The following is a 24,244-nucleotide window of genomic DNA, read 5'->3' as shown; positions in this document are numbered from 1 at the left end:
GCTGAAATCTTCAGCCGTTTTTTCGAATATTATAAAAGAGCAATTACAGAACCCCCAACCGCTCCCGTGATCACTATTATCCACGGTGGCAGTTTCCAATAAACTAACATACTAAACAAGACTGCAGCAAAAGCAAAGTCAATTGGAGCTAGAATGGAACTCGTCCAGATGGGCTGATAAAAGGCAGCAATCAGTATACCTACAACCGCTGCATTGACCCCCATTAATGCCCCTTTAATCTTTGGATTTAGGCGAAGCATATTCCAAAAAGGAAGTGCACCTAATACCAGTAGGAATGCTGGTAAGAATATAGCAACAGTAGCTAAGATGCCACCCTTCCAACCGTTGATCACTGCACCAATATAGGCAGCAAAGGTAAACAGAGGACCTGGAACAGCTTGTGCTGCTCCATAACCGCTTAGGAATTCTTCTTTTGTTAGCCACCCGTTCGGTACAAACTCTCTTTCAAGCAAAGGTAGTACCACGTGTCCTCCGCCAAACACAAGTGAACCCGAGCGGTAAAAACTGTCAAACAACGCAACCCAACGGACAGAGGTTACTTCCCTTACGATTGGTAAAAGAATCAGCAGGCTGAAAAACAATACTAAGCAGATAATACCAAACCGCTTAGAAATAGGAAAAGCTAACCTGGCATCTACCTGCTCGATCTCATGCTTTTTATAAATCAGTAATCCTGCCACACCAGATAAAATAATTAAACCGACCTGAGTGTAAGCTGTTTGCCACATTAACGTACCTACCAAGGCAAATAAAGCGATGGCTTTCCGATTGAGGTCAGGGGTTAGCTTTTGTGCCATCCCTAATACCGCATGTGCCACAACGGCCACTGCAACGATTTTTAATCCATGAATCCAGCCGCTATCATTTATTTGCAACCCCTGGAGAATCATTGCAAAAAGAACTAAAGCTATGACAGAAGGTGCAGTAAAACCAAGAAACGCTAATATCCCACCTAGCAAGCCACCACGGATTACCCCGATTCCGATGCCGACCTGACTACTTGCGGGACCAGGCAAGAATTGACACAGAGCCACTAAATCCGCATAACTTTTCTCATCAATCCATTTCCTCTTTTGAACATATTCCTCATAAAAATAACCTAAATGTGCAACAGGTCCACCAAATGATGTTAAACCAAGCCTTGTCGAAACTAACCATATTTCTAATAAAGAATTCCCCTTGTTTTGTGACACAACCTGTAACCTCCAATTTTCCTCGAACCTTGAAAACTTTTTAAATTAATTATATCTTTATTAACAATTACATACAAAAACTCCTTCTTTTACAGATAGGAGTTTTTTTGTTTAATGGTGTCAGGCACCCTATTGTATCGGATTGGTTGGTTCTTCAGTTAGAAGTTCCTGTAGAGAGTGTCTCCGAATCGCTAATACAAGGTCTGCAAGGAAGTATAAGCCCACTGCCGACCAGATCCACCCCCAATATGAAGCAACAGTCTCATACCATGAAGCAATCACTGGGTGAACCGAAAATAAACAGATTAACGATAAAAGTCCCCAACAGACGGAGAAAGGCAAACAGATATGGCCGTGAAGCTGTAGCGGAGTATCTGAATAATCCCACCATTGTTTATGGAATAGCTTCTGCAGCAATGCTCCACTTACATACTCCACTATCGTTGGAATTGCTACACAGAGGAACAAAACAATCGCCCAATGGGTTTTAGGTGATATCAAATAAACCAAAAGGATTGGCGCAAAACCATACATCGGTTTAAAGGGCCCATATAAAAAATTCTCCTTGAAAAATATTTGTTTAGTGACGAAGCTATAGCTATTTTCGAGTAGCCAGCCAATGAATGAATACACCGTGAAATAAAACACGATCCTCGCAGCCCCTTCGATACTAATCAACTCCAAATGTCTGAATTCAATATTATTTAAAAAGCTAAGACTCATGGCTAAACCACCTTTCATGTTTAAAAATTCCCCCTATAGCTTTAGCCCTTCAGCTTCCATTTATTCAATAAATTACCTATGATAAGGCTAAAAAATCACTTCAAATAATGAACGTGATGTTGATTATTTTACCTCAGGTTGAATATACTTTGTTTAGCACTATACAGGGGGATTATTATATGACGGATATAAAGAAACCGGATAAACGCATTGTACGGACAAAATGCTTGATTCGGGATGCTCTTACAGAATTAATGGAGGATAAAGGATTTGAAGGACTCACCGTCCGTGATTTAACGGAAAAGGCGGATATTAACCGTGGAACTTTTTATCTGCATTATCAGGATAAATATGATTTGTTAGAGAAGAGTGAAGCAGAGATTTTAACCGAAATTGTGAAAATAACTCAACTGATCCAGCCAAAGGATGTTTTGACCTTCAATCAAAATACCGCATTACCTTTTATCATCAAGCTTTTTGAACTATTTCATGAAAATTCAAGTTTTATGAAAGTAATCTTAGGTCCAAAAGGTGACGCAAAATTTCAGGGAAAACTACGGGATATCATAAAAAAAACCTTCCTCCAAAATGTCATTTCCAAAATAAAAAAGGATGAAATGCTCGTACCAGCCGACTATCTTTTTTCTTACGTCAGCTCCGCCCATCTTGGTGTGATTCAGCATTGGTTAGAAACTGGAATGGAAAAAACACCGCAGGAAATGGCCATGATCTTATCGCGAATAACCTTTTTAGGACCTGGACATGTGGCAGGATTTAATAAATAGGCTATTGTTTTTTTTATTTAAAATAAACATATTCCTCTTATTTGACAGATAATCAACACATTGTCGTTTATTGTTTATTGCTTCTATCTCTCCTCGTTGTAAAATAAAGACATACACGGTCAACATCCGAGGAGGAATGATTGATGGAATCAACCATAAAAGTAGAACAAGTCAGTAAAAGCTTTGGAAAAAAAACAGTTTTGAACAATGTGAACCTAACTATTGAAAAAGGACAATTGTTTGGATTTATCGGCCCTTCTGGAGCCGGAAAAACCACTCTCGTTAAAATGATCGTCGGAATGGAAAAAGCAGATACCGGATCTATCCATGTGTTAGATCAAAAGATGCCTAACCTTGCACTAATGCAGGACATCGGCTATATGGCTCAATCCGATGCCTTATATGTAGACTTAACAGGAGAAGAAAACTTAAAGCTCTTTGCTTCCCTTTTTAAGATAAAAAAGGTAGACCAGAAAAAGCGGATTGCCTACGTCTCTAGCCTAGTTAATCTGACAGACGACCTAAAGAAACGAGTAGCTGCCTATTCAGGGGGAATGAAACGAAGGCTATCCCTTGCCATTGCATTAATTCAAGACCCGAAAATCTTAATCCTTGATGAACCCACTGTGGGAATCGATCCCGAATTAAAACTGTCTATTTGGAAAGAGTTCTTACGATTAAAAGAGGATGAGCAAAAAACGATTATCGTGACTACGCACGTAATGGATGAAGCAGAAAGATGCGATTATATTGCAATGGTTCGAGATGGTAGAATTCTAACAAGCGGATCTCCATCGGAGTTGAAGGCGTTATATGAGACAGATAATTTCGATGAGGTATTCTTACGAGCGGGGGTAAAGCAATCATGAGAGTCATTGCATTAATCAAAAGAATCTGTCAGCAAATGCTACGTGACAAACGGACTTTGGCTTTATTATTAGTTGCTCCTTTACTAATCCTAACCCTGATGTATTTTTTATTTAACGGGAGCACTGTTCAACCTAAATTAGGTGTAACTGCAGTAGATGGTCAGCTTGTCAAAGTTCTAAAAGAGGCAAAAATTACGGTTAAATCTTATGAAAATGTAACAGGAAAAACGGTCGTTAAGGAAGATCTTGATGGCTTACTGGAACAGGAAAATGGACAGTTTAGATTAACCATACTAAATGATGATCCATCGGCAGCGAAGGGCTTACAAATGAAGGTGAACCAGGCGATTGCCAGACAGTCTCAGGCTACATTGTTGCAACAAAACCCAGCAGCTGCAAAAATGATGCAAACCCACCTTGAAACAAAATACGTGTATGGCAACAAAGATACCGTCTTTTTTGATGTCCTTAGCCCCATATTAGTTGGATTTTTCGTTTTCTTCTTTGTCTTTATTATTTCTGGTATTGGGCTATTGCGCGAGCGAACAACTGGTACATTAGAACGGCTGATGTCCACTCCAATTCGCCGTTGGGAGATTGTTACAGCGTATTTAATTGGTTATGGTATTTTCGCTGTGATTCAAACAATTATTGTTGTCTTTTATTCAATTAATATTTTAGACATTGTACTTGTCGGGTCTGTTTGGAATGTACTGCTGACAAATTTATTGCTGGCATTGGTTGCTTTGTCGCTTGGTATCCTATTATCAACCTTTGCTGCATCAGAATTTCAAATGATGCAATTCATCCCGATTGCGGTCATTCCACAGGTGTTTTTTGCAGGTATTTTTCCCATTGAAGGGATGGCTAACTGGCTGCAAGGCGTTGCCAAAATCATGCCCATGTATTATGCCGGGGATGCTTTAAAAGGTGTGATGTATAGGGGAGCTAGTATTAGTGATATCAGTGGTGACCTGCTGGCATTAGTCCTTTTCGCCGCTATTTTCGTCGTCCTAAATATCTTTTCATTGAAGAAGTATCGAAAATTATAAACATAATAAAAGCCAAAGGAGCGCATAGCCTTTGGCTTTTTGTTGCTTATTTTCTTCGAGACCAAATCACGACTGGGATAAGCAGGAGAGAAAGAAACCCACCGGCCAGTGAAAGTGTTCCGAAGCTCGTTTGTGCCATAATCATCCCGGATAAAGCTCCGCCTGATGCCCCCGATAATGCAATCAATACATCAACAGATCCCTGTGTTCTTGCACGTGTAGAGGGAGTGGTCGCATCTATGATAATGGCTGTACCACTAATCAAGCCGAAATTCCAGCCAAGACCTAGAAGAGCAAGTGCAATGACAAGTCCAATCATAGAATTAGCAGGTACAACTGCACTCATAATACCAGCAGCAAGTAACGTAGCTCCAGAAGCAGTCGCCATCATCGTACGGCCAATCTTATCTACAAGAATTCCAGTGAGAAGAGAAGGCAAGAACATAGCCGCAACATGAATGCCAATGACCATTCCTACTTGATCCAGCCCATGTCCATGGTGTCGCATATGTACCGGTGTCATCGTCATAATGGCAATCATCACCATCTGGGTTAATACCATGATCGTAGCTCCAACTATAATTCCACGATTATTGATACTTAGTGTATTTGGATTGTTAACTACCGAATTGTCCGTTCCGTTTCTATTTTCTGCTGCAATTGCCTGAGCCACTAGTAGAGGGTCAGGTCGTAGAAAAATGAGCAGTACCAGACCAGCGAGAATAAAGGCAGTTGCTGCTAAAATGAATGGTCCAGCTAAAGCTGGCACACCAATGGAATGTGCAATCCTTCCCATTACCTCCACCATGTTTGGCCCAGCAACTGCTCCGAATGTGGTTGATACCATAGCGATACTCACAGCTGTTGCCCGTTGAGTGGAACTAGCTAAATCTGTCCCTGCATAGCGTGCCTGGAGATTGGTAGCCGTACCTGCACCATAGACGAATAGTGAGGCAAAAAGCAGAAAAACATTATTTGTTACCGCAGAAATGATAACACCGATCGCACCAATTCCGCCCGTCAAAAATCCTGCAGCTAGACCGAATCGGCGCCCGAAACGTTGAGAGAGTCTTCCTACAAGCAAGGCAGCGACAGCAGAACCCAATGTAAATAAACCAGCAGGAAGTCCTGCAAAGCTTTCTGTACCAAGCATATCCTGAGCAAGAAGTGCTCCGACGGTTATACCTGCAGCGAGTCCAGCACCACCAAAGATTTGTGAAAGGACGACGATCATTAACGTCCTTCTATATAATTGTTGTTGTTTTTCGGGAGAATCAAGATAAGGTTGTAACCAAGCAACTCGATCTTCTAATGCTTTTCCTGCATCTTGCGACATTGTTTTAGCCGCCTTTCTATAGTTATATCATAACCAACAACCATATACCCCCAACAGTATAACACGAGATATAATACCTTAGCATTATAAAATGTATTAGTTGATGATACGAATTATTTCTCCTGCAGCATCAAGTAGAAAAGCCAAAAGATTTTGTCCTTTGGCTTTTCTACTTATATTTTATAATTATCCTATTTTCGCATCATACTTATGCTCGTCCGGAACAAAGAGGATTCCAAGTTCATGGTGATCGCCTTCGAATAGCGCACGTTGAACGAACCGAACCTCTCCATTTGTATCAAGGACGTCAAGCTTACAATGGGCGCGGTTCTTCTGTAAAGCTTCATAGAATGTCCCCTCATCTCGAACTTGAGCTCCATTAACTCTTGAAATAATCTCCCCAACTTTCAATCCCATTTTACTTGCCGGCGACTCAGGGATAATTCCTATAATCATCAAACCATTGTTCTTTTTTGAAAAATAAAACGGAAGATTATCATCCTTCAAAACAGACATTAACGTAATGATTTCCCGTCCAATCACGGCGATCGCAGCTATGACGATGGATGATAACGGGTACCAAAATCCTAACACCGATAAAATGGTAATGAAAACACCTAGAACACTGACTCTCCAACCATGAAGCTGTATCGCTTCTTTTGGGAGCATTCCTTTAATCTGCTGTTGAAAACCTATGGCGAACGGGACAAGAATGATTGAGTATTCCTTTGCTCCTAGGTGAAATACTGGCCACCAGTCAAATGGCAGATGAAGAGCGTCACCAGGAATAAGCAAGAATAAGGGCAACATCCATAGTCGCTTTACTTCATGAACGCCTACATTTTGGCCGCGTTTGCTTATTGCTAGCTTAGGAGAGGTTCCCTTACTACCATTTTTTAGAATTAGCATCCCTTCGGCAATTAACAAGAGTCCCATAACAATTACAACTGATGGATAAACCTTGTCACTAATAGAATGAAAAGCCTTTGAAAAAAACGGGATAGACCAATTATTTTCGGCCATTAAAATGATGGTAAAAAATGCAGCGCCTGCAGTATAAACGGGAGACATGAGCCGGACATTTGTGGTTAGTGACCAAATGAATGTAAATCCAGCTATCAAAAGAATGGCCGCGAATGGTACGGTTATTCCTGCTGCAACAATGATTACGGATAGAACAAGACCCACTAACACTCCCGGCGAAAATAGCTGCCGCAGTTCAAAATAAGCATCATGTGCTCGAATATGGAAATTTTTCCGCTCACGTTTCACCCTCATTACGCCTAGTATTCCAGATAGGAAAACGAGATAGTATAAAACAGGATGAAGAAATAACTTGCCTGTTCCTTTAAGTAGTTCCACAAGCCAGATTTGCACCAATTCCTGTCACCTGCCTCTATTAAAGTTTCTAGTAAATAAAAATCTCTTAACGATTATTTTACCAAATTACAGCCACAAAACATATTGCTAGTTTATTAAAAAAATAAAAATGTCGTAACATTCTAGATTTTTGTTCAGATTCTTATAGGGCTATCGGCAAATCCCGCCGACTTTTGTAGGAATTCCGCGCGAATTGGAAGATTTTCCGCCAACTTAATGACTATTTCCGCGGAAATTCCCAATTATTCCGCCAAACTTGACATATATTCCGCTAAAAGAACAAAAGGCGGAAGCGCCTCGTTCAGCCCCGACAGGCAAATGTTCTTCGGCGGGAAAAGTCCGCCTTTTGACTTTTCTTGCCGAAGGTTATTTGACCCGAGGGGCTAGGCGCTGGAGCTAGATTCAGACAACTAGTTCAGTTCTCCACACTAGGACCTTTTTATAATTTCTTAAACAACAAAAAAACAGAGGCTAAAAGCCCCTGTTCCCATTATTTAGTAATCAACCGTAATGCCATTTGTAGTTGCAAATCATTTTTCTCTTTTTTCATAGCTTTTACAGCTGCTTCTTCCAGTTTGGCTGCAGTTTTTTCATCAATTTTCCCTGTTGGTGGCAGGTCATTCTGCTGCTGGAAGCCTTTTATCGCCATATCCGTTTCTGCACTAAAATAGCCGTCTTTCCGGCCGGGAGCAAATCCCAATCCGGCTAATATTTCTTGAGCATTCTTTACCTGTTCATTGTTCATATCCTTTTCAAGGGGCTTTTCCACTTGAATGGGATGGGTCGCAAAAATTGCTGGCTGTTTGATCACTACATCCGGTTTAATTCCCTTTTTATGAATCCAGTTTCCATCAGGAGTCAGCCATTTAAATAGAGTTAATTTAATGTTGCTTCCATCACCCATTGGCACGGCCTGCTGTACCGTACCTTTTCCAAAGGTAGTTTCTCCCACGAGCTGATAGCCTGCTGCCTCTTGCAAGGAACCTGCCAATATTTCTGATGCAGAAGCACTTCCTTTATTCACAAGAACGACTACTGGGTAATCCTTTTTCTTAGGGGTAGTTGAGAAATACCGTTCTTTTTTTCCATTGCGCTGTTGAATTTGAACATATGGTTTATCTTTCGGTATAAACTCCTTCAGAATCTCACCGACACTATCTAATAAACCTCCCGGGTTGCCACGCACATCAATAATCAACCCATTAATATGGTCATTCTCTAATGCTTTTAATTCCTTTTTAAAATCCTGAGCCGTATTTTCTGAGAAGGAGGTTACCTCGATATACCCCACCTTCTTTCCATCATGCTTCTTTATAGAGGCATGGACGGTTTCAAGGGGAATTTCATCGCGCTTAACATCAATGGATAGTGGATCCTTTAACCCTTTTCTAGCAATCTCCAATGTGACGGATGTCCCCTTTTTTCCACGTATCTTTAATGTTGCTTTATTTAAATCTAGCCCTTCTACACTCTTCCCATCGACTTTTAAAATTTGATCATTTGGTTTGATGCCGGCTTTTTCAGCAGGTGAATCTTTGAATGGGGAAACGATCACAATTTTCCCATCTACCATCCCTACTTCCGCCCCAATTCCTTCAAAGGAGGATTCTAGCGTTTGAGTGAATTGCTTGGCTGTCTCTTTATCCATATAAACTGAATATGGATCCTTTAATACAGATAGCATCCCTTGAATGGCACCCTCAACTAGTTTTTCCTGGTCCACTTTTTCGACGTAGCGGCTTAAAATTAAGTCATAGGCCTGCTGTACTTTTTCCAGGTCCTCCATATTAACATTAGAATCTGCTTCAGGTTTTGTTGGAATCGCTTGCTCTTGTACAGGTACATCTACCTTTTGATCTAAGAGTTGCATTCCAGCGTAGGTGCCGCCTGCTCCTGTAAGCAGCGAAACCGTCATTAATAAGGCAATCCATTTACGATTCATCCCAATCCTCCTCAAGTAAGTATGCCTGTCCTTTCTAATTTTCTATAAAGGCCAAAAAATCCTGCCCGATTATTAACTTATATGTTTGATTGGGACGAGATATGATAAGAAAAGCGGAAGCGACCGTTTAGCGGCGTATGGACTAGACCGCGCCGACTGAGATAAAGGAAACACGAAGAGCGGAGCGATTCGATGTTGACTTATCGTAGGGAGGTGAGGGATAGTCCACTAGACGCTGGTCGCTGGAGCTAGACAGTAATCTAAGTTAATGGGAAGCTCTCTTTTAGATATAAAAAAGGAAGAAGCGCGAGGCTTCTTCCTTTTTCTTTATGGCAGTGGCACAATTCCGACTGGACTGATTGCATAACGCTTATCCTGTGTCCACGGTCCTTTATGAAGTTCAAAGTGTAAGTGCTGTCCTCTTGATGCACCTGTATTACCCATTACACCAATTTGTTGGCCTTTTTTCACTACAGCTCCGTTTCCAGCAATCCGTGATGACATATGTGCATAGACAGTTGTATATACCTGTCCATTAATGGAGTGGGAGATGAATATACAGTTACCATAACTGCTAGAATAATAGGATTTAATAACTACACCGTCTGCTGCAGCTAAAATTGGCACCTTTGTTCTATTGGCAATATCAACACCAAAGTGCATCTCTGATCCACGGCCTCCGAATCCTGAACTTAATACACCCACCGCTGGTTGTGTCCAGTATCCACTTGATACACCAGGAGTTGCTCCAGAACTAGCGCCCCCCCCACTGCTTGAGCTTCCACTACTAGAAGAAGATTGCTTTGCTTGAGCTGCTGCTCTAGCTTGGGCCTCTCGCTCCAGCTTGATGGCTTTTTGAATGGCTGCCTCTTGAGATGCTAGGATTTGCTCCTGCTCCTGCAAATCCATCATGTGTTCTTGCTCTTCTTGTTCTTGTGTGACAAGAGTAGCTAATAATCTATCTTTTTCTGCCTTTTGGGTAGCCAATTGTCGATTTAATGTTTCTAAGTCTGCAACCATCTTTTCCAAATTAGCAAGATCTTTTTTTACCTGAGCCTGTTTCTCCTCAAGCTCCTTTTTGTCAGCCTCTTGCTTTTGAATGATGTCTTGGTCGGCCTGCATTATGGTTGCTACCGCATTGGCCCGATCAATAAAATCGCTGAAGCTTGAAGAACCCATTAACACATCAAGGTAATTGACCAATCCACCTGTCTCTTGGTAGCTTCGAGCCCGTTCCTTCAATAGTTCGTTACGAGCTTTAATACGTTCCTTTAGAACCTCTGTTTCTTTTTGAAGCTTAGTAATTTCAGCCTTTGTTTCTTCAATCTTGGCGGTTTTTTCATTTATTTTATTAGTCGCATCTTCAATCGCGTAATCGATGCGTTTCATTTCAGTTTTAACATCTACTTGCTGATCTTTTAATGAATTGATTTTTTCGTTTGCTGCATTCATATCTGTCTTTACATCAGAACGTTGGTCTTGAATTTTATTTTGTTCACCTTTTAGCTTGGAGATTGATTCCGCTTCAGTTTTAGTAGAAAAACCTCCGAACGTGGTTCCAAACCCGACCAGTACAGCAACGGTCAGCGTCATCATTGATTTTCTCATTTCCGCATACTCCCCTCCATCTCTTTATATGTAAACATTTATCTATGTTTGAACTCTAGCAAATAGGAAGGGCCCTAGCGTTCGGCCCTTCCTGAAAAAGACTACACTTTCAAGAACTTTCTTACGGACATTACACTGCCCCATACCCCAATTAAAGCTCCCATTAACATCAAAATACCGGAGACCTGGTAAACAAACGGGTCAACTGGCAGGATTTTAATGAAGGTTCCTTCAAGCTTTGGACCAATATAATCATATGCACGGTAGTACGCAATCGAAATGAGGATAATTGGCAAAATCGAGCCCATAATACCAAGCCATAAACCTTCTAGGAAAAACGGCCAGCGGATAAAGGAGTTCGTTGCTCCAACTAATCTCATAATTTTAATTTCTCTTCTTCTAGCAATAATAGTTATTTTAATAGTATTAGAGATTAAGAATATCGCAGTAAAGAACAAGCCAATAATTAATACAATTCCTACGTTGCGGCTCGCCTTGATAAACTTGAATAGTTTTTCAACCTTACCTTGTCCGTATTTTACCTTAGCAACAAAATTTTCTTTTTCAATTTTCTTAGCGACTTTCATTGTGTCAGTCGGTTTTTTCGTTTTTACGATAAATACATCGTTTAGTGGATTATCTTGTTCAAAAAGCTTAAAGGCTTTTCCGTCCTCACCCAAGCTTTTCACAAGGTTATCTAATTCCTTCGTTTTAGGTGAAAATTTTACACTTTTCACTTCGGGAATTCTTTCAATCTCACTTTTCAAAGCTTGCTGATCTTGTTTATTTGCAGCAAAATCGATGTGAACGCGAATTTCCACGTCCTGTTCAATGGTTTGTGCCACTCTATTTAGATTCATCATAATAACGAAAAAGACACCGACTAAAATCAAAGTAACTGTAACTGCACTTACGGATGCAAAGGTCATCCATCCATTTCTAGATATACTTTTTAAACTTTCTCGGGCATGACGGCCAACAGTTCTAATTTTCATAACCGTACTCCCCTCTTTGCTCATCACGTGCAATTTTCCCGCTTTCTATGGCAATAACGCGATGCTTTATTGTATTTACGATTTCTCTGTTATGAGTTGCCATAACAATCGTTGTTCCTCTCGCATTAATTTCTTCAAAGATGTTCATGATTTCCCATGATGTTTCAGGGTCAAGGTTACCTGTAGGCTCATCCGCAATCACTATTTTAGGTGAATTGACGATCGAGCGTGCAATAGAGACACGTTGCTGTTCTCCACCAGAAAGCTCGCCAGGAAGCATCTTAATTTTGTGCTTAAGACCCACAAGGTCAAGAACTTCCATTACACGTTTTCTAATAACCTTTGGCTGCGACTCAATTACCTCAAGTGCAAAGGCAACATTCTCATAGACTGTTAGATTTTGAAGTAGTTTAAAGTCTTGGAAGACAACTCCTAGATTTCTCCTGAATAAAGGAACCTTCTTCATTTTCAGCTTGGCTAGATTGACGCCATTAATCATAATAGTCCCAGTAGTAGGGATCTCTTCTCGATACATCATTTTAATAAAAGTGGATTTCCCAGCACCACTTGGTCCGACAACATAAACAAATTCGCCCTGATTAATTCGGACGTCAATCCCGTTAATGGCGGTAACACCATTCGGATACTTTTTATATACTTCTTGTAGTTCTATCATTGTTATCACCTATAGTTAAAGATCTCATCAAAAAAGGATATTCGACAAGAATCTTTATTTATTTGCAAAACAAACCAAAATCCACAACAATATGTGCATAATTTCGCATAGATTTATTATAACATCATAAATCGCTAAAAAAAGCGGTAAAAATATTACAGTTTCTTTTCAAAGGATACAAAACCTGACAAAATCAGACAAAATCAGCTAATTTCACTAAAATAAAAAAACGTTCTGCTAACTTCTGCAGAACGTTTTTAATTCTTTACTTTTTAGCTGCTAACCAGTCAGCCACCTGATCTGCTTCATCACCTGAAACTAGACCTGCTGGCATTCCGCCTGATTTACCATTTTTGAGAATATCCAAAATTTCATCTTTAGAGTACTTTGATCCAACCTTTGTTAGGTTTGGACCCATTCCACCCTTCATGTCGCCACCATGACAACTAGAGCATTTTTGGTCAAAAATCTTTTGTGCATCGCCCGCTTGTGCAGTTTCAGTACCGCCATTCCCTGTGTCTTTGGTTTTGTCATCGCCGCCCCCGCAAGCAGCAAGGCCCATTACTAATGATGTTCCCAACAGCAATGTTAGTAGCTTCTTCTTCATCACAATACCCCCTCAAGAAATTAATACCATCAATGTGTTATTATACCAATGACTATTCGTGTTTGAAACCCTCCCCAAGTACCTCCGCAGCGTCCATAACAACGACAAATGCAGATGGATCAAGGGTTTTGACCAAATGTTTCAATTTTGTGAACTCTGTTTGATCGACAACACACATAAGAACAGGCCGCTCATGGTCAGTAAAACCACCATATGCTGATAGTTTTGTCACTCCACGGTCAATTTTATTCAAAATTCCTTCACGAACTTCTTCCTGCTTATTAGTAATTATCATTGCCATTTTTGACCTACCAAATCCAACTTGAATTAAATCAATCGTTTTGCTGGTAACATAAAGAGCAATCAATGCATATAAACCCTTTTCAATATCAAACACAATGGCAGCTGTAAGGACAATTAATCCATCAATCATCACTACACATCTACCTAATGTGAAGCCTGTATACTTATTAATAATTTGAGCAGCAAGATCCGTTCCACCAGTGGATGCATTTCCCCTAAATACAATGCCTAGTCCCAGGCCAACACCTATTCCGCCAAACAATGCACCAAGAAGAGCATCATGTGTCCATGGTTCTAAATTGCTTGTAAGGAAAACGACCATGGGTAAAAAAATGGTGCCTACCAATGTTTTTACTCCAAATTGCTTTCCTAAAAGAATAACGCCAGCAATAAATAATGGGATATTAAAGGCCCACTGGACATATGCCGGTTCCCAACCAACCACTGTTTTAAGGATCGTACTTATCCCGCTTACTCCTCCAGAAGCTACTTGGTTGGGTAGCAAAAACACATTAAAGGCAAATGCTATAATGGCTGAGCCAATTAAAACTAAAACATAATCTACAGCTATACGTGTTCTAGGATAGGTTTTTGTTAGATTGCTTAAAATATTCATAATAACTTTCCCCTCTATCTTTCCTTCTACCATGTTCATTCATGTAACCGAAAGTGAGTATAGCACGGGTAAATTATGGTGTAAATGCCAGTAAGTTGACGTGGTAAAGGGTTAAAATTAGTATTAGCATTTGCAGGTATGATGCTTTTCATTATAGCCTAACTACTTTTGTGAAAAAGAAAAGAAATTATCAAAATATGTTATAATTGGCTGTTAAGGAGGTGAGCAGGAATGGAACAATTATTGAAGCAAATGATGGATCAGATGAATCAACAATTTGAAAAAATTGACCAGCGATTCGAGAAAATAGACCAACGATTCGAGAAAATGGACCAGCGATTCGATGCCATCGACCAACGTTTAGAGGGGATGGACCAACAATTTGTCGGTGTGAATCAACGTTTAGACAGAGTGGAGGAAAGTATCCAGACCTTAAAGGAAACCATCGAGAATAATGCGTCTGAATTTAGAAGCCATTTTAGACAAATTGAAAACAAACTTGAGAACCATGACAGGATGTTTGAAGTTGTGTCTGAAGAAATGAGGCGCGGCAACTGGATGTAATATTGCCCCCACAACCACTTGCCACTAAAAAACCCCCAGATCCTCTTCCATCATCATGTTCGGCAAAAATCCAAAAAAGAAGCCCTTGTCGAACAGTCGACAAAGGCTTTATTTCTTATGAAATTCTTGAACGCAAATAAGCATTAATAAACTGATCTAAATCCCCGTCCATGACCGCTTGAACGTTACCACTTTCCGTACTCGTTCTGTGGTCTTTTACCATCGAATAGGGATGAAAAACGTACGACCGGATTTGACTTCCCCATCCAATCTCCTTTTGCTCGCCTCGGATTTCCAATAGTTCTTGTTCCTGGCGCTCAATTTCCCGTTGATATAACTTAGCTTTTAACATTTTCATTGCGGCTTCGCGGTTTTTAATCTGTGAACGCTCGGATTGGCATGTTACAACAACCCCTGAAGGAATATGGGTAATACGAACAGCCGAATCTGTCGTGTTAATATGCTGACCACCCGCTCCTGTTGCACGGTACGTATCAATCTTTAAATCTTCAGTACGTACTTCTACTTGTATTTCCTCATTAAATTCCGGCATCACTTCACAGGAAACGAACGACGTATGTCTTCGGCCAGAAGCATCGAACGGTGAAATCCTTACTAATCGATGAACGCCCTTCTCTGCTTTTAAATAGCCGTAGGCATTATGACCTTTAATGGCCAGTGTCACACTTTTTATCCCAGCCTCATCCCCAGGCAGATAATCGAGTGTCTCCACTTTAAAGCCCTTCTTTTCTGCCCAGCGTGTATACATTCGAAGTAGCATAGAGCCCCAGTCCTGTGATTCTGTTCCACCCGCTCCAGGGTGAAGCTCCAAAATAGCGTTATTTTTATCATACTCTTCACTTAAGAGAAGCTGCAGTTCAAACTGACTCAATCGCCCGCTTAACTGTTGTAGCTCTTCTTCCAGCTCAGTCCTCAGCTCTTCATCGTTTTCTTCTTTCACAAGTTCATAGGTTAATTCCAAGTTTTCATACGACTCATTTAACTCATTAAACTCATTCACTTGGTCCTTCAATGCATTTGCTTCACTAATGACCGTTTGTGCCTTCTCTTGATCATTCCAAAAATCAGGCTGAAGCATTTCATCATCTAACTCTGCAATCCGCGCTTCCTTATTCTCTAGGTCAAAGAGACCCCCTAAAGTCCGCTAATTTTTTAGCTGTTTTCTCAAGTTCATTCCGAATTTCTGCTAATTCCATTTTCGTCACCTCTATAGTAAATAATTGCGTCTCATATAAGTTTATTCTTTTTATGCTGGTAAGTTCTCATTCATTATAGCGTGATAACCCTAAAAAATTCAAAGATTGACAAAAATATAAGAATAAATCCTTTAAAAGGGAGGTTTTCATAAAGTATTTTTATATATCAACATGTCAAAAATGGTACTATAAATAAGAAAAGACCGGATAAAAACCGATACATAAATAAGAAAGAGAAATAGAAGGAGTGGAGTGAGATGGAGAAAATATACAGAAATGATCCTTGTCCGTGCGGAAGCGGGAAAAAGTATAAACGTTGCTGCGGGGCAGGTGAAGCTGTTCCTATCACTACTATCATTGAAGGCGAAATTGACGAACTACAAAAACAAATCCTTCAATATGCTTACCACCACTTTGGGCACGTTCTTCAAGATGATTTTGAAAGTTTTGAAGAATTGAGTGAATTGGATGATGAGCAGGAGCTTGAATTTTTCGAATTGATTCATACCGTTTGGTTTTCTCTCTTTGAAGGTCTTGACGACGGTGAAACAATTATTGAAAAATTTATCCACGGCCAAATAAGTAAAATAAAACGTCCTAAGCTTAAGCAAATTTTACAAACCTGGACGTTTGCTAGGACGCTCGTTGGCAAGGTAATCAGTATTGATGAAAATAAGCTGACGGTGGAGGACGGACTTAGTTCTGAACAACTCGATACCATTGTAACAAGTTTGTCTCCAACTGTTAAAGAGGGTTCTTTTATCATTGGAATCTTAGTTCCATACGATCAAAGTTATGTCTTCTTCCCTTCAGCATTTGATTTACCAGAGCTCATGCCTGAACATGCCTACTCCTATATAGAGGATTGCAGCATGAATGCTGAATATGACTCACCACAGGAATATTTAACAGACAACTTTTTGGAAGTATTGAGTGAACTGCCGATGATAGGTGGATTACTTGAAATTGATGAAATCGAATGGCCTGCCCCCGTTTATAAAGAAGTGGTGGACATCCTGAGAGAAAAACTAGTTTCCCTTGTCCCGCCACCCATTATAGACCTGGGGGTCATTCTATGGATTAATTATGTTCAAAGAAAGCAAAAACGAATACAAAACCCTAATCTATATGCTGCTGCCATGCACTATTTACTTACCACGATTGCACCTATGAACGTGATGTACACACAAAAGGAGCTGGCTGAACAATATGGAGTGAATGCACGCAGTATTTCTTCTATTGTTTCTGAATTAGATGGGGTGTTATCTGAGGATATCGCTCAACTAATGGAGCTTGGTCTTATGACTGAAGAAAACGATCCTTCTCCTCCCTTTATACCGCGACTAGAAGGTGCATCCATAATTGATTTTCCTACAAAAAGCCCTACAGAAGCGATTGAAACTGGCTTGCCTCACTCTAGTGATCTAGGTGGGAAAAATAATAATAAAACAAAAGTGCCAGCTCGAAAGGTTTCAAAACGGGACGAAGAAAGAGCTAGAAATCTAATATACGACGCACTTCAATCGGAGGGGAAAAATCGGTATAAGCTAGCTGAGAACGCATTAGCCTTAAATCCAAATTGTGTCGATGCCTATGTAATTCTGGCGGAAAAAACTAAGAGTCTTGAAGATGCCATCCTTATGTATGAAAAAGGAATCCAGGCTGGAGAGAGAGAGCTAGGTAAAGAGTTTTTCAAGGAAAATAAGGGGTTCTTTTGGGGATTAACTGAAACAAGACCGTTTATGCGTGCGAAGCAGCATTATGCAGAAGCACTATCTCTGTTAGGAAATGTAAACGAGGCAATCGTTCAGTATGAAGATCTCCTCGAATTAAACCCTATGGATAACCAGGGGGTTCGCTACTCCCTGTTCGTAGCTTATGTAGATGCAGGTGAATATAAAAAGGCTAGTAATCTGTTGCAGCAATATGATGAGGCAACAGCACATGGGGCATACAATAAACTCTTACTTGAGCTAAGTGAAAAAGGTTTTACAAAGAAGGCTCAATTACTGGTAAAGGCAGCTAAAAAAGAAAACAAATATGTGATTCCATATTTAATCGGCAAAAAACGACTTCCAGCCTATCCACCTGACTATTATGGTTTTGGTGATGAAAACGAAGCGATTGTCTATGCGGATATGCATTTACATTTGTGGAAGAAAATAGATGGCCTGGCTGAGTGGTTAAAAAAATAGATATTCAATAGATAGAAGGAAAAAACGAGAGGAAATTCCTCTCGTTTTTTTATGGATTTTTGATCTTTTTAGGTGCGTGTGCCGCTTCAATAAATGATTTGTTGTTACTGTGACATTCGGAACATGCTTGACTGCTTTCCTTATTATGACCTAGTTTTGTTTGTTCATTGGAACTATTAATTGCCGTTCCAGTTTCATCGAAGATTGCTTTACCAGTTACACCGTAGAGAACGGTTTTATCATTATGACAGGATAGGCAGAATTGCCGCTCTGCGGCTGAATCCCAATCGCCGCTTATTTTACTAAATGGATTAGGCGATTGAACATTTCCTAGGTTCGAACGTAACATCTTAATGTTTTTAGAACCATGTGTTTCATGACATTCCGCACAAGGAAGCTGACCATTTAAGGAGCTGCCACTATCAACAGTAGCTACAATATTATGACTGGATTGACTTACTAACGTGTCATTCTTGTAGTACTGTTCGATATTTGAGGCTTTATTTCCATTATGACAGCTTAAACATAATGAAAAGTCTTCAGAACCCCCATTAGAATCACTAGCTTTTTTATAGGCAAGCAATTGTGATAGCCCATTGTACGAACCCTTATATAAACTATTTGGATTTTCCTTTGTTCCTGGATTATGCGGATCATGACAGGTAGAGCACGAAGCACCAGAATCTTTATGATGCTTATTGCTGGCATAATTAGAATCTAGGCTTGGCGAACCATTGGTTCCATCATGGCAAGCCATACATAGTTCATCACCATCTGTTTCATTTTTACCATTTTCGAGAAATACGTTCTGCCCATTATGAGTACTATGACAGAATGAACATGTATTAGTAACAATCGAAAATGGTCCATGTATATAGTCGTGATCCCTAACATCGTTTCCCTTATCACCAGGAAATTGATAGTTTTCATAATTAGCACTTGTTGTAAACTTGAGGAATCTAGGAATAATTAGGGCTCCAGCGCTATTCTTAAAGTTCGGATTTAAGTAAACGTAATAGGTTGCTCCGGCATCAAGCGGTTTATCAGGTGTAAAGGTATAGATATATGCGTTGATTTCATCTGTTACCTTAGTGGTTTTGACTAACTTTTCTGTTCCTGTAATATCTCCAAAAAACGTTATCAAGGGTTGAGTAGTTGTTAATGTTTCAGTACTTCTTACATCAATTAAAATTTTATAATTCAATGGTACACGAGTCATATCTTCCGCTGGTAGAAAGCTGCTAGGTACAGTCTCCCCAGGTTGATAGTCATCCACAGCATCTTTAGGAACTAAAAACATCTTTGCCATATAAGGTCTTTTTCCAATTTCTTCAGTAGCTAGTTGATTTAATTCTGTTCCATTAGATGTTTGTACTGAATTATCTGTAGCATTAACAGTTGGAGCTGTTTGTTCTTTAGAGACATCTCCAACCGTAAAGGAAAGATCCACCTTGTTACTCACTCCATTTTCATCTGAGACAACGAAGGTTAAAGTGTGAACTCCCTGACTAAACTCCTTTGAATAAGTAAAGTCAGCATAGTTATCTTGTGGCGTTGTCAGTAGCTTTCCATCATTTGTGATATCAATAGGCTGCTGTGCATCACTTACTTGTTCAAATACATTGATTTGTAACTTGTCGGGGGTAGTTAGATCATCGGAAACTCTTCCTATAAATTCAACCGTTGAAACATCCAACACCGCTCCTGTATCCGGGCTTGTTATCTTTATTTCTGGCACACCAGATGCTGAAAGGGCAATGTTATGAGGAGAATATAAAAGGAGGGAACCAAAAAAAACGCTCCATGTAACAATATATGAAAATAGTTTCCGTTTGTAGTTCATCCTTTTCATGATATTCATCCTTTTCTTTTTACATAATTAAGTAAAAAAGGTTCTTTTATTTAAATTATATCAAATGAATTTACATTAATTATCGTTGTTAAGTTAACGTTTTTTGACAATTTCCAGGCACGATGTAATAATAAAAACAAGGTAACAATAGTGATATTGTCACCTTGTTTATCGTGAATTCATTGAGGCTGACAAATAGTGGGGCTATTTGTTAGCTTTTTTTATTACTTAATAATAGATTTACCTGAATAGTCTCCACCAGGAACTAGGTAGTTTTTGTAATCTGTTGTATTCGGATAGTTTGTTGTTCCCGGAGTATTAGCAATTTGATGTGTAGATTGGTGACATGCCCAACATACAGCCATGTTTGTAAATCTCTTTAAGGCAGAAGAGCCATTTTTACTTACATCTTTCATGTAAGCTCTAGCTTGAGCACTAGTCCAGCCATATTTCCCACCTTGATCAACTGGTTTTTCTAAATCTGCGATTGTATTACCAGCTGTGTCGCGTAATAAAGTAATGTCTGTACCGTGTGCATAGTGACATGCTGTACAGCTTCTACCTTGTTTCGTACTGTTTGTTGTGTGAGTATAGTGGACACCATCCGCTCTAGGTCCATTTTCTCTATTCTTCAAATAATCGTCATGACATGATGCACAAAACTCTGAATAGTTCAGCTTATAATCATAAACCTGCGCTTGAGTTAAACCTGGCGCATCAGTTGTCTTATTATAAATTCCACTTGACTTGTAGATTTTTAATCCAGATAGACCTGTAGCACTGTTGATATCTGCATATGCAGGGTCTTCTACTAAATTAAGCTTAATTGCTTTTGTTCCAACTGGAACTTGATTCAATTTAGTAATTGTTTCAGTGTAGCCAACGATTGTGACGTTATAGTTGTTACCATATTGTTTTCCAGCTACTTTTTCATTTAATAAACGATCGTTAGCTGATCCGTGTGGATTATGACAGCTTGAGCACTCAAATGTAGCAGTGGATTTATTAGCTAACGCACCTGGAGCTGCACTTACTGCTAAATCAGAGTCAACACTGTGCATAGATGCACTCATTTCATGTGATCCGATTATACCAGCTTCACTAGCCTTAGTAACATTATAGAAACCCATTGTCCCATCATGGCATGACATACAGAGTTCATATTCTCCACTCTTTAACAACATCTCATCTTCCCCATTGTGCGTACTATGGCAGTTTGCACAGGAGTTTGTGTTGTTTTGGAAATTACCATGTGTTTTATGTGTATTGGTATTTCCGAAGTTATCTACCGTTCCAACATTAGATGGTAGTTTTGGTGGATTTACTTCTTCGGCAGAAGCTAAAGCACCGAACATGGTTACTAAAATAAGCATCAAAAGTGCAGACAAGCTAATTTTTAACTTACTCATTTCTAGAAAACCTCCCAATTTCTTTCTGTCTCTTCTCTCTATATCTCTTTTTTGCAAATAAACACTATATATTTTTTCACCACCCCCTTACCTTAACCTTCATTTTTTTACAATTTTCGCAACAATATTAATGATAAAAACAAGAGAACAATAGGATCATTGTCCCCTTGTTTAAAAACGAGTTTTTAATTACCGTATTTACTATCGTAATGTTCAATTACTTCTTGTAATTCTGCGGAAAACGCAGGGTCGTAAGTTGATGTTCTCCAGTTTGTAACGCCGTCCCATCCAGGTTGTGAACCATCTGGAGCGGTATACATATAAAGTGGAGTATCTGGTGCACCGGCAGTATTCTTACCTGCTGCATCCGGACCGCCTAAGCTTTCACCTTCACCTGCGTGACAAGAGAAACATACAGACATGTTAGTGAATTTCTTAAGTGCAGAGTTTGCGCTAATATTCTTCATGTAATCCATTGCTTTATCCTCTGTAAATCCTAAGCCGCCATTTTCAACAGTCTTTTGCAAGTCTGCAATCGTTCTTCCAGAAGAATCTTGCAATGTAGTAATATCTGTACCGTGTGCATAGTGACAGGAAGCACAGTTTCTTCCGCCTTTATGGCTGTTGGTTGTATGTGTGTAAATTCCTGTTTCTTTACCGCCATTATCAAGATTTGGTTTTTTAGCTGTTCTGGATGCTAAGTAATTGTCATGACAAACGGCACAGAAGTTACTATAGTTCATTCTGTCTCTGGCTCCATCAGGACCCATTGATTTATACACTTTAAATCCTGTACCTGTTTGTGAGTTAAGCTCAACATACGCAGGATCTTCTTTCAGAATAAGTTTAATTGCCATTTGACCAGTAGGAATAGCAGTTGTTTTTGTAAAGCTAGGTCCATGGCTGCTGCCCTTAGATCCTTTAACATTATAAGCATAGGCTTTGCCTAATACTGTTTCATTTAATAAACGGTCGTTAGCAGAACCGTGTGGGTTGTGACAGCTAGAACATTCTAATTGTTCAGTTGATGTATTAAGGTATGCACCAGGTGCTGCACTAACTTTTACTGCTGAATTTACATTGTGCATAGATGAATTTAAGTGTGAGTCATCAAACGTTCCTGCTCCGCTTGCCTTTGTTACATCATAAAAACCCATAGTACCATCATGGCATGACATACAAAGTTCAAATTCGCCACTCTTCATTAACAACATTTCATCTTCTCCGTTGTGCGTACTATGACAGTTTGCACAAGCGTTTGTGTTGTTTTGGAAATTACCATGTGTTCTGTGTGTGGCTTTGTTACCAAAGTTATCAACATCGGCTGAATGAATTCCAGGTGCTGGATTTGTAGAAGTAGGTGTAAATGGTGCTGCCGTACCCTCTGCAGAGGCGATTGCGCCGAACATGCTTAGAATAACAAGCAAGAATAATGCAGATAAGCTAATCCTTAACTTACTCATTTCTAAAAACCTCCCATTTCTTTCTGTCTCTTTTTCTCTTTTTTTTAATACGGTAAAAAAGCTGTACCAACTATTCCTTTTTTCATCACCCCCTTAAAGGACGATAATTATGCCGTATTAACAAATCCAACCAATGGGAGGTAAATTTGATCGGAATCTGTACTTTTTTGCTTATAGCAACCTATGTAATTACTACACGATTTTCATTTTAAACAAGGTAACAATAAAAATATTGCTACCTTGTTCTAAAAATCTGTAACATTCCTTCTTATCGGATATATTGTCTTCCAATGAATTTACCATCTGGACCGATGTATTGCGGATCAACTGTAGTTGAAATACTAGTTGCGTGACATGCAAAACATATAGCCATGTTCGTATATTTTTTCAATGAAGAGCCTTTAGCACTTACATCCTTCATATATGCTTCTGCCTTTTCTTGAGTCCAGCCATATTTTCCACCATCTGCAACTGGCTTAGTAAGATCTGCAACCTTTTGACCTAAAGCATCAGTTAGAGTTGTCACGTCTGTACCGTGCGCATAGTGGCAGGCCGCACAGTTTCTACCATTTGAAGTAGAGTTAGTTGTATGTGAGAACAGGTAATCGTGTGAATCAGTTTTAGTGGCATTGCTAGGTCTGCCTGATGATCTCTTAGCGTAATAGTCATCGTGACATGCAGAACAGAATTGAGAATAGTATTGTTTATCGAGTGAATCTTTTGGACCGATTGATTTTGTAATCTTTAAACCACCAGTACCTGTTAAATCATTGATAGCTGCATATTCAGGATCATCTGTTAACGCTAGATTGATAGTTTTAGTACCTACTGGAACAGATACTAGTGTTGTAGGGTTGTAAGCAAAAGGTGCTGTTCCAATAACAGTTTCTTTTAATAACCTGTCATTTGCTGAACCGTGTGGATTATGACAGCTAGAACACTCTAAAACAGCTGTTGATGTATTCTTAACCGCACCAGGTGCTGCTTTTACTTGTAAGTTTGAGTCAACGTTGTGCATAGAAGAACTTAAGTGTGAGTCATCAAAAGTTCCTGCACCGCTAGACTTTGTCACGTCATAAAAGCCCATTGTGCCATCATGACAAGACATACAAAGCTCATATTCTCCTTCTTTCATTAACAACATATCGTCTTCCCCATTGTGTGTACTGTGACAGTTTGCACAAGAGTTAGTATTGTTTTGGAAATTACCATGTGTTTTGTGTGTACTTTTGTTACCAAAGTTATCCACGTCACCTACATGAATGCCAGGTGCCGGATTCGTAGAAGTTGGTGGCACACCATCTTCTGCAAAGGCTACTGCACTGAATATGCCTAGTAAAAACAGCATGAGAACAGTTGATAACCCTACTCTAATCTTACTCATTCTAAAAACCTCCCAAATTTTTCTCTCTCTTTTTTTAATAGACAGTGATTGACA

Annotated in this window: 20 protein-coding genes; 5 read left to right on the top strand and 15 right to left on the bottom strand. The window is 39.6% G+C overall.

Features of this window, described 5'->3' with window-relative positions:
- Positions 1–29: 29 nt before the first annotated feature.
- Positions 30–1,214 carry a chromate transporter gene (locus AC3A54_RS12510; RefSeq protein ID WP_487654697.1) on the bottom strand — a complete coding sequence of 395 codons (1,185 nt, stop codon included), beginning with the start codon at positions 1,212–1,214 and terminating at the stop codon, positions 30–32.
- A gap of 129 nt (positions 1,215–1,343) precedes the next feature.
- Entirely contained in the window at positions 1,344–1,955 is a 612-nt protein-coding gene (locus tag AC3A54_RS12505; protein ID WP_487654696.1) for a putative ABC transporter permease, read from the bottom strand.
- Between the two features lie 161 nt (positions 1,956–2,116).
- Between AC3A54_RS12505 and AC3A54_RS12500 the strand changes: the two genes are divergently transcribed.
- From AC3A54_RS12500 to AC3A54_RS12490, 3 genes are all read left to right on the top strand, one after another.
- Entirely contained in the window at positions 2,117–2,722 is a 606-nt protein-coding gene (locus AC3A54_RS12500; RefSeq protein WP_487654695.1) for a TetR/AcrR family transcriptional regulator, read from the top strand.
- 143 nt (positions 2,723–2,865) lie between these two features.
- On the top strand, positions 2,866–3,591 hold the full coding sequence (locus AC3A54_RS12495; RefSeq protein ID WP_487654694.1) for an ABC transporter ATP-binding protein: 726 nt from the start codon (positions 2,866–2,868) through the stop codon (positions 3,589–3,591).
- Positions 3,588–4,643: an ABC transporter permease gene (locus AC3A54_RS12490; RefSeq protein WP_487654693.1), complete on the top strand. Its 1,056-nt coding sequence runs from the start codon at positions 3,588–3,590 to the stop codon at positions 4,641–4,643. The genes AC3A54_RS12495 and AC3A54_RS12490 overlap by 4 nt, the downstream gene beginning before the upstream one ends.
- A gap of 46 nt (positions 4,644–4,689) precedes the next feature.
- Here the strand turns inward: AC3A54_RS12490 and AC3A54_RS12485 are convergent, their stop codons facing one another.
- From AC3A54_RS12485 to AC3A54_RS12450, 8 genes are all read right to left on the bottom strand, one after another.
- On the bottom strand, positions 4,690–5,979 hold the full coding sequence (locus AC3A54_RS12485) for an MFS transporter (protein ID WP_487654692.1): 1,290 nt from the start codon (positions 5,977–5,979) through the stop codon (positions 4,690–4,692).
- Between the two features lie 186 nt (positions 5,980–6,165).
- Positions 6,166–7,359, bottom strand: a complete 1,194-nt coding sequence (locus tag AC3A54_RS12480; protein ID WP_487654691.1) for a PDZ domain-containing protein — start codon at positions 7,357–7,359, stop codon at positions 6,166–6,168.
- 490 nt (positions 7,360–7,849) lie between these two features.
- Positions 7,850–9,301, bottom strand: coding sequence for a S41 family peptidase (locus AC3A54_RS12475; RefSeq protein WP_487654690.1), 1,452 nt, complete (start codon positions 9,299–9,301; stop codon positions 7,850–7,852).
- A 327-nt stretch (positions 9,302–9,628) separates the two neighbouring features.
- Positions 9,629–10,909: a murein hydrolase activator EnvC family protein gene (locus tag AC3A54_RS12470; RefSeq protein ID WP_487654689.1), complete on the bottom strand. Its 1,281-nt coding sequence runs from the start codon at positions 10,907–10,909 to the stop codon at positions 9,629–9,631.
- A gap of 101 nt (positions 10,910–11,010) precedes the next feature.
- On the bottom strand, positions 11,011–11,904 hold the full coding sequence (gene ftsX / locus AC3A54_RS12465; RefSeq protein ID WP_335544147.1) for a permease-like cell division protein FtsX: 894 nt from the start codon (positions 11,902–11,904) through the stop codon (positions 11,011–11,013).
- Positions 11,894–12,580, bottom strand: a complete 687-nt coding sequence (ftsE, locus tag AC3A54_RS12460) for a cell division ATP-binding protein FtsE (RefSeq protein ID WP_487654688.1) — start codon at positions 12,578–12,580, stop codon at positions 11,894–11,896. The genes ftsX and ftsE overlap by 11 nt, the downstream gene beginning before the upstream one ends.
- 265 nt (positions 12,581–12,845) lie before the next feature.
- Positions 12,846–13,187 (bottom strand): cytochrome c551, encoded by a 342-nt coding sequence (cccB, locus tag AC3A54_RS12455; RefSeq protein ID WP_308082495.1) that lies wholly within the window; start codon positions 13,185–13,187, stop codon positions 12,846–12,848.
- Between the two features lie 52 nt (positions 13,188–13,239).
- On the bottom strand, positions 13,240–14,106 hold the full coding sequence (locus AC3A54_RS12450) for a YitT family protein (protein ID WP_335544145.1): 867 nt from the start codon (positions 14,104–14,106) through the stop codon (positions 13,240–13,242).
- A gap of 231 nt (positions 14,107–14,337) precedes the next feature.
- Between AC3A54_RS12450 and AC3A54_RS12445 the strand changes: the two genes are divergently transcribed.
- Positions 14,338–14,670 carry a hypothetical protein gene (locus AC3A54_RS12445; RefSeq protein ID WP_487654687.1) on the top strand — a complete coding sequence of 111 codons (333 nt, stop codon included), beginning with the start codon at positions 14,338–14,340 and terminating at the stop codon, positions 14,668–14,670.
- 115 nt (positions 14,671–14,785) lie between these two features.
- Here the strand turns inward: AC3A54_RS12445 and prfB are convergent.
- A protein-coding gene (gene prfB / locus AC3A54_RS12440; protein WP_335544143.1) for a peptide chain release factor 2 occupies positions 14,786–15,887 on the bottom strand; the annotation gives its coding sequence in 2 pieces (ribosomal slippage) (positions 14,786–15,814 and positions 15,816–15,887; 1,101 coding nt in all).
- Positions 15,888–16,144: 257 nt separating this feature from the next.
- Here prfB and AC3A54_RS12435 point away from each other — a divergent pair.
- Positions 16,145–18,082 (top strand): SEC-C metal-binding domain-containing protein, encoded by a 1,938-nt coding sequence (locus AC3A54_RS12435; RefSeq protein WP_487654686.1) that lies wholly within the window; start codon positions 16,145–16,147, stop codon positions 18,080–18,082.
- Between the two features lie 49 nt (positions 18,083–18,131).
- Here the strand turns inward: AC3A54_RS12435 and AC3A54_RS12430 are convergent, their stop codons facing one another.
- The 4 genes from AC3A54_RS12430 to AC3A54_RS12415 form a co-directional block, all read right to left on the bottom strand.
- Complete coding sequence (locus AC3A54_RS12430; RefSeq protein WP_487654685.1) at positions 18,132–19,934, bottom strand: cytochrome c3 family protein; 1,803 nt, start codon at positions 19,932–19,934, stop codon at positions 18,132–18,134.
- Between the two features lie 224 nt (positions 19,935–20,158).
- Positions 20,159–21,343, bottom strand: coding sequence for a cytochrome c3 family protein (locus tag AC3A54_RS12425; protein ID WP_487654684.1), 1,185 nt, complete (start codon positions 21,341–21,343; stop codon positions 20,159–20,161).
- A 185-nt stretch (positions 21,344–21,528) separates the two neighbouring features.
- Entirely contained in the window at positions 21,529–22,806 is a 1,278-nt protein-coding gene (locus AC3A54_RS12420) for a cytochrome c3 family protein (protein WP_487654683.1), read from the bottom strand.
- A 268-nt stretch (positions 22,807–23,074) separates the two neighbouring features.
- A complete protein-coding gene (locus tag AC3A54_RS12415) occupies positions 23,075–24,190 on the bottom strand; it encodes a cytochrome c3 family protein (RefSeq protein ID WP_335544138.1) in 1,116 nt (371 codons plus the stop codon).
- Positions 24,191–24,244 lie beyond the last annotated feature (54 nt).

It is taken from the genome of Neobacillus sp. Soil_C_43, assembly GCF_057656715.1.
The sequence above is the reverse complement of the archived record's forward strand: the minus strand, read 5'-3'. Positions and strand labels throughout refer to the sequence as shown.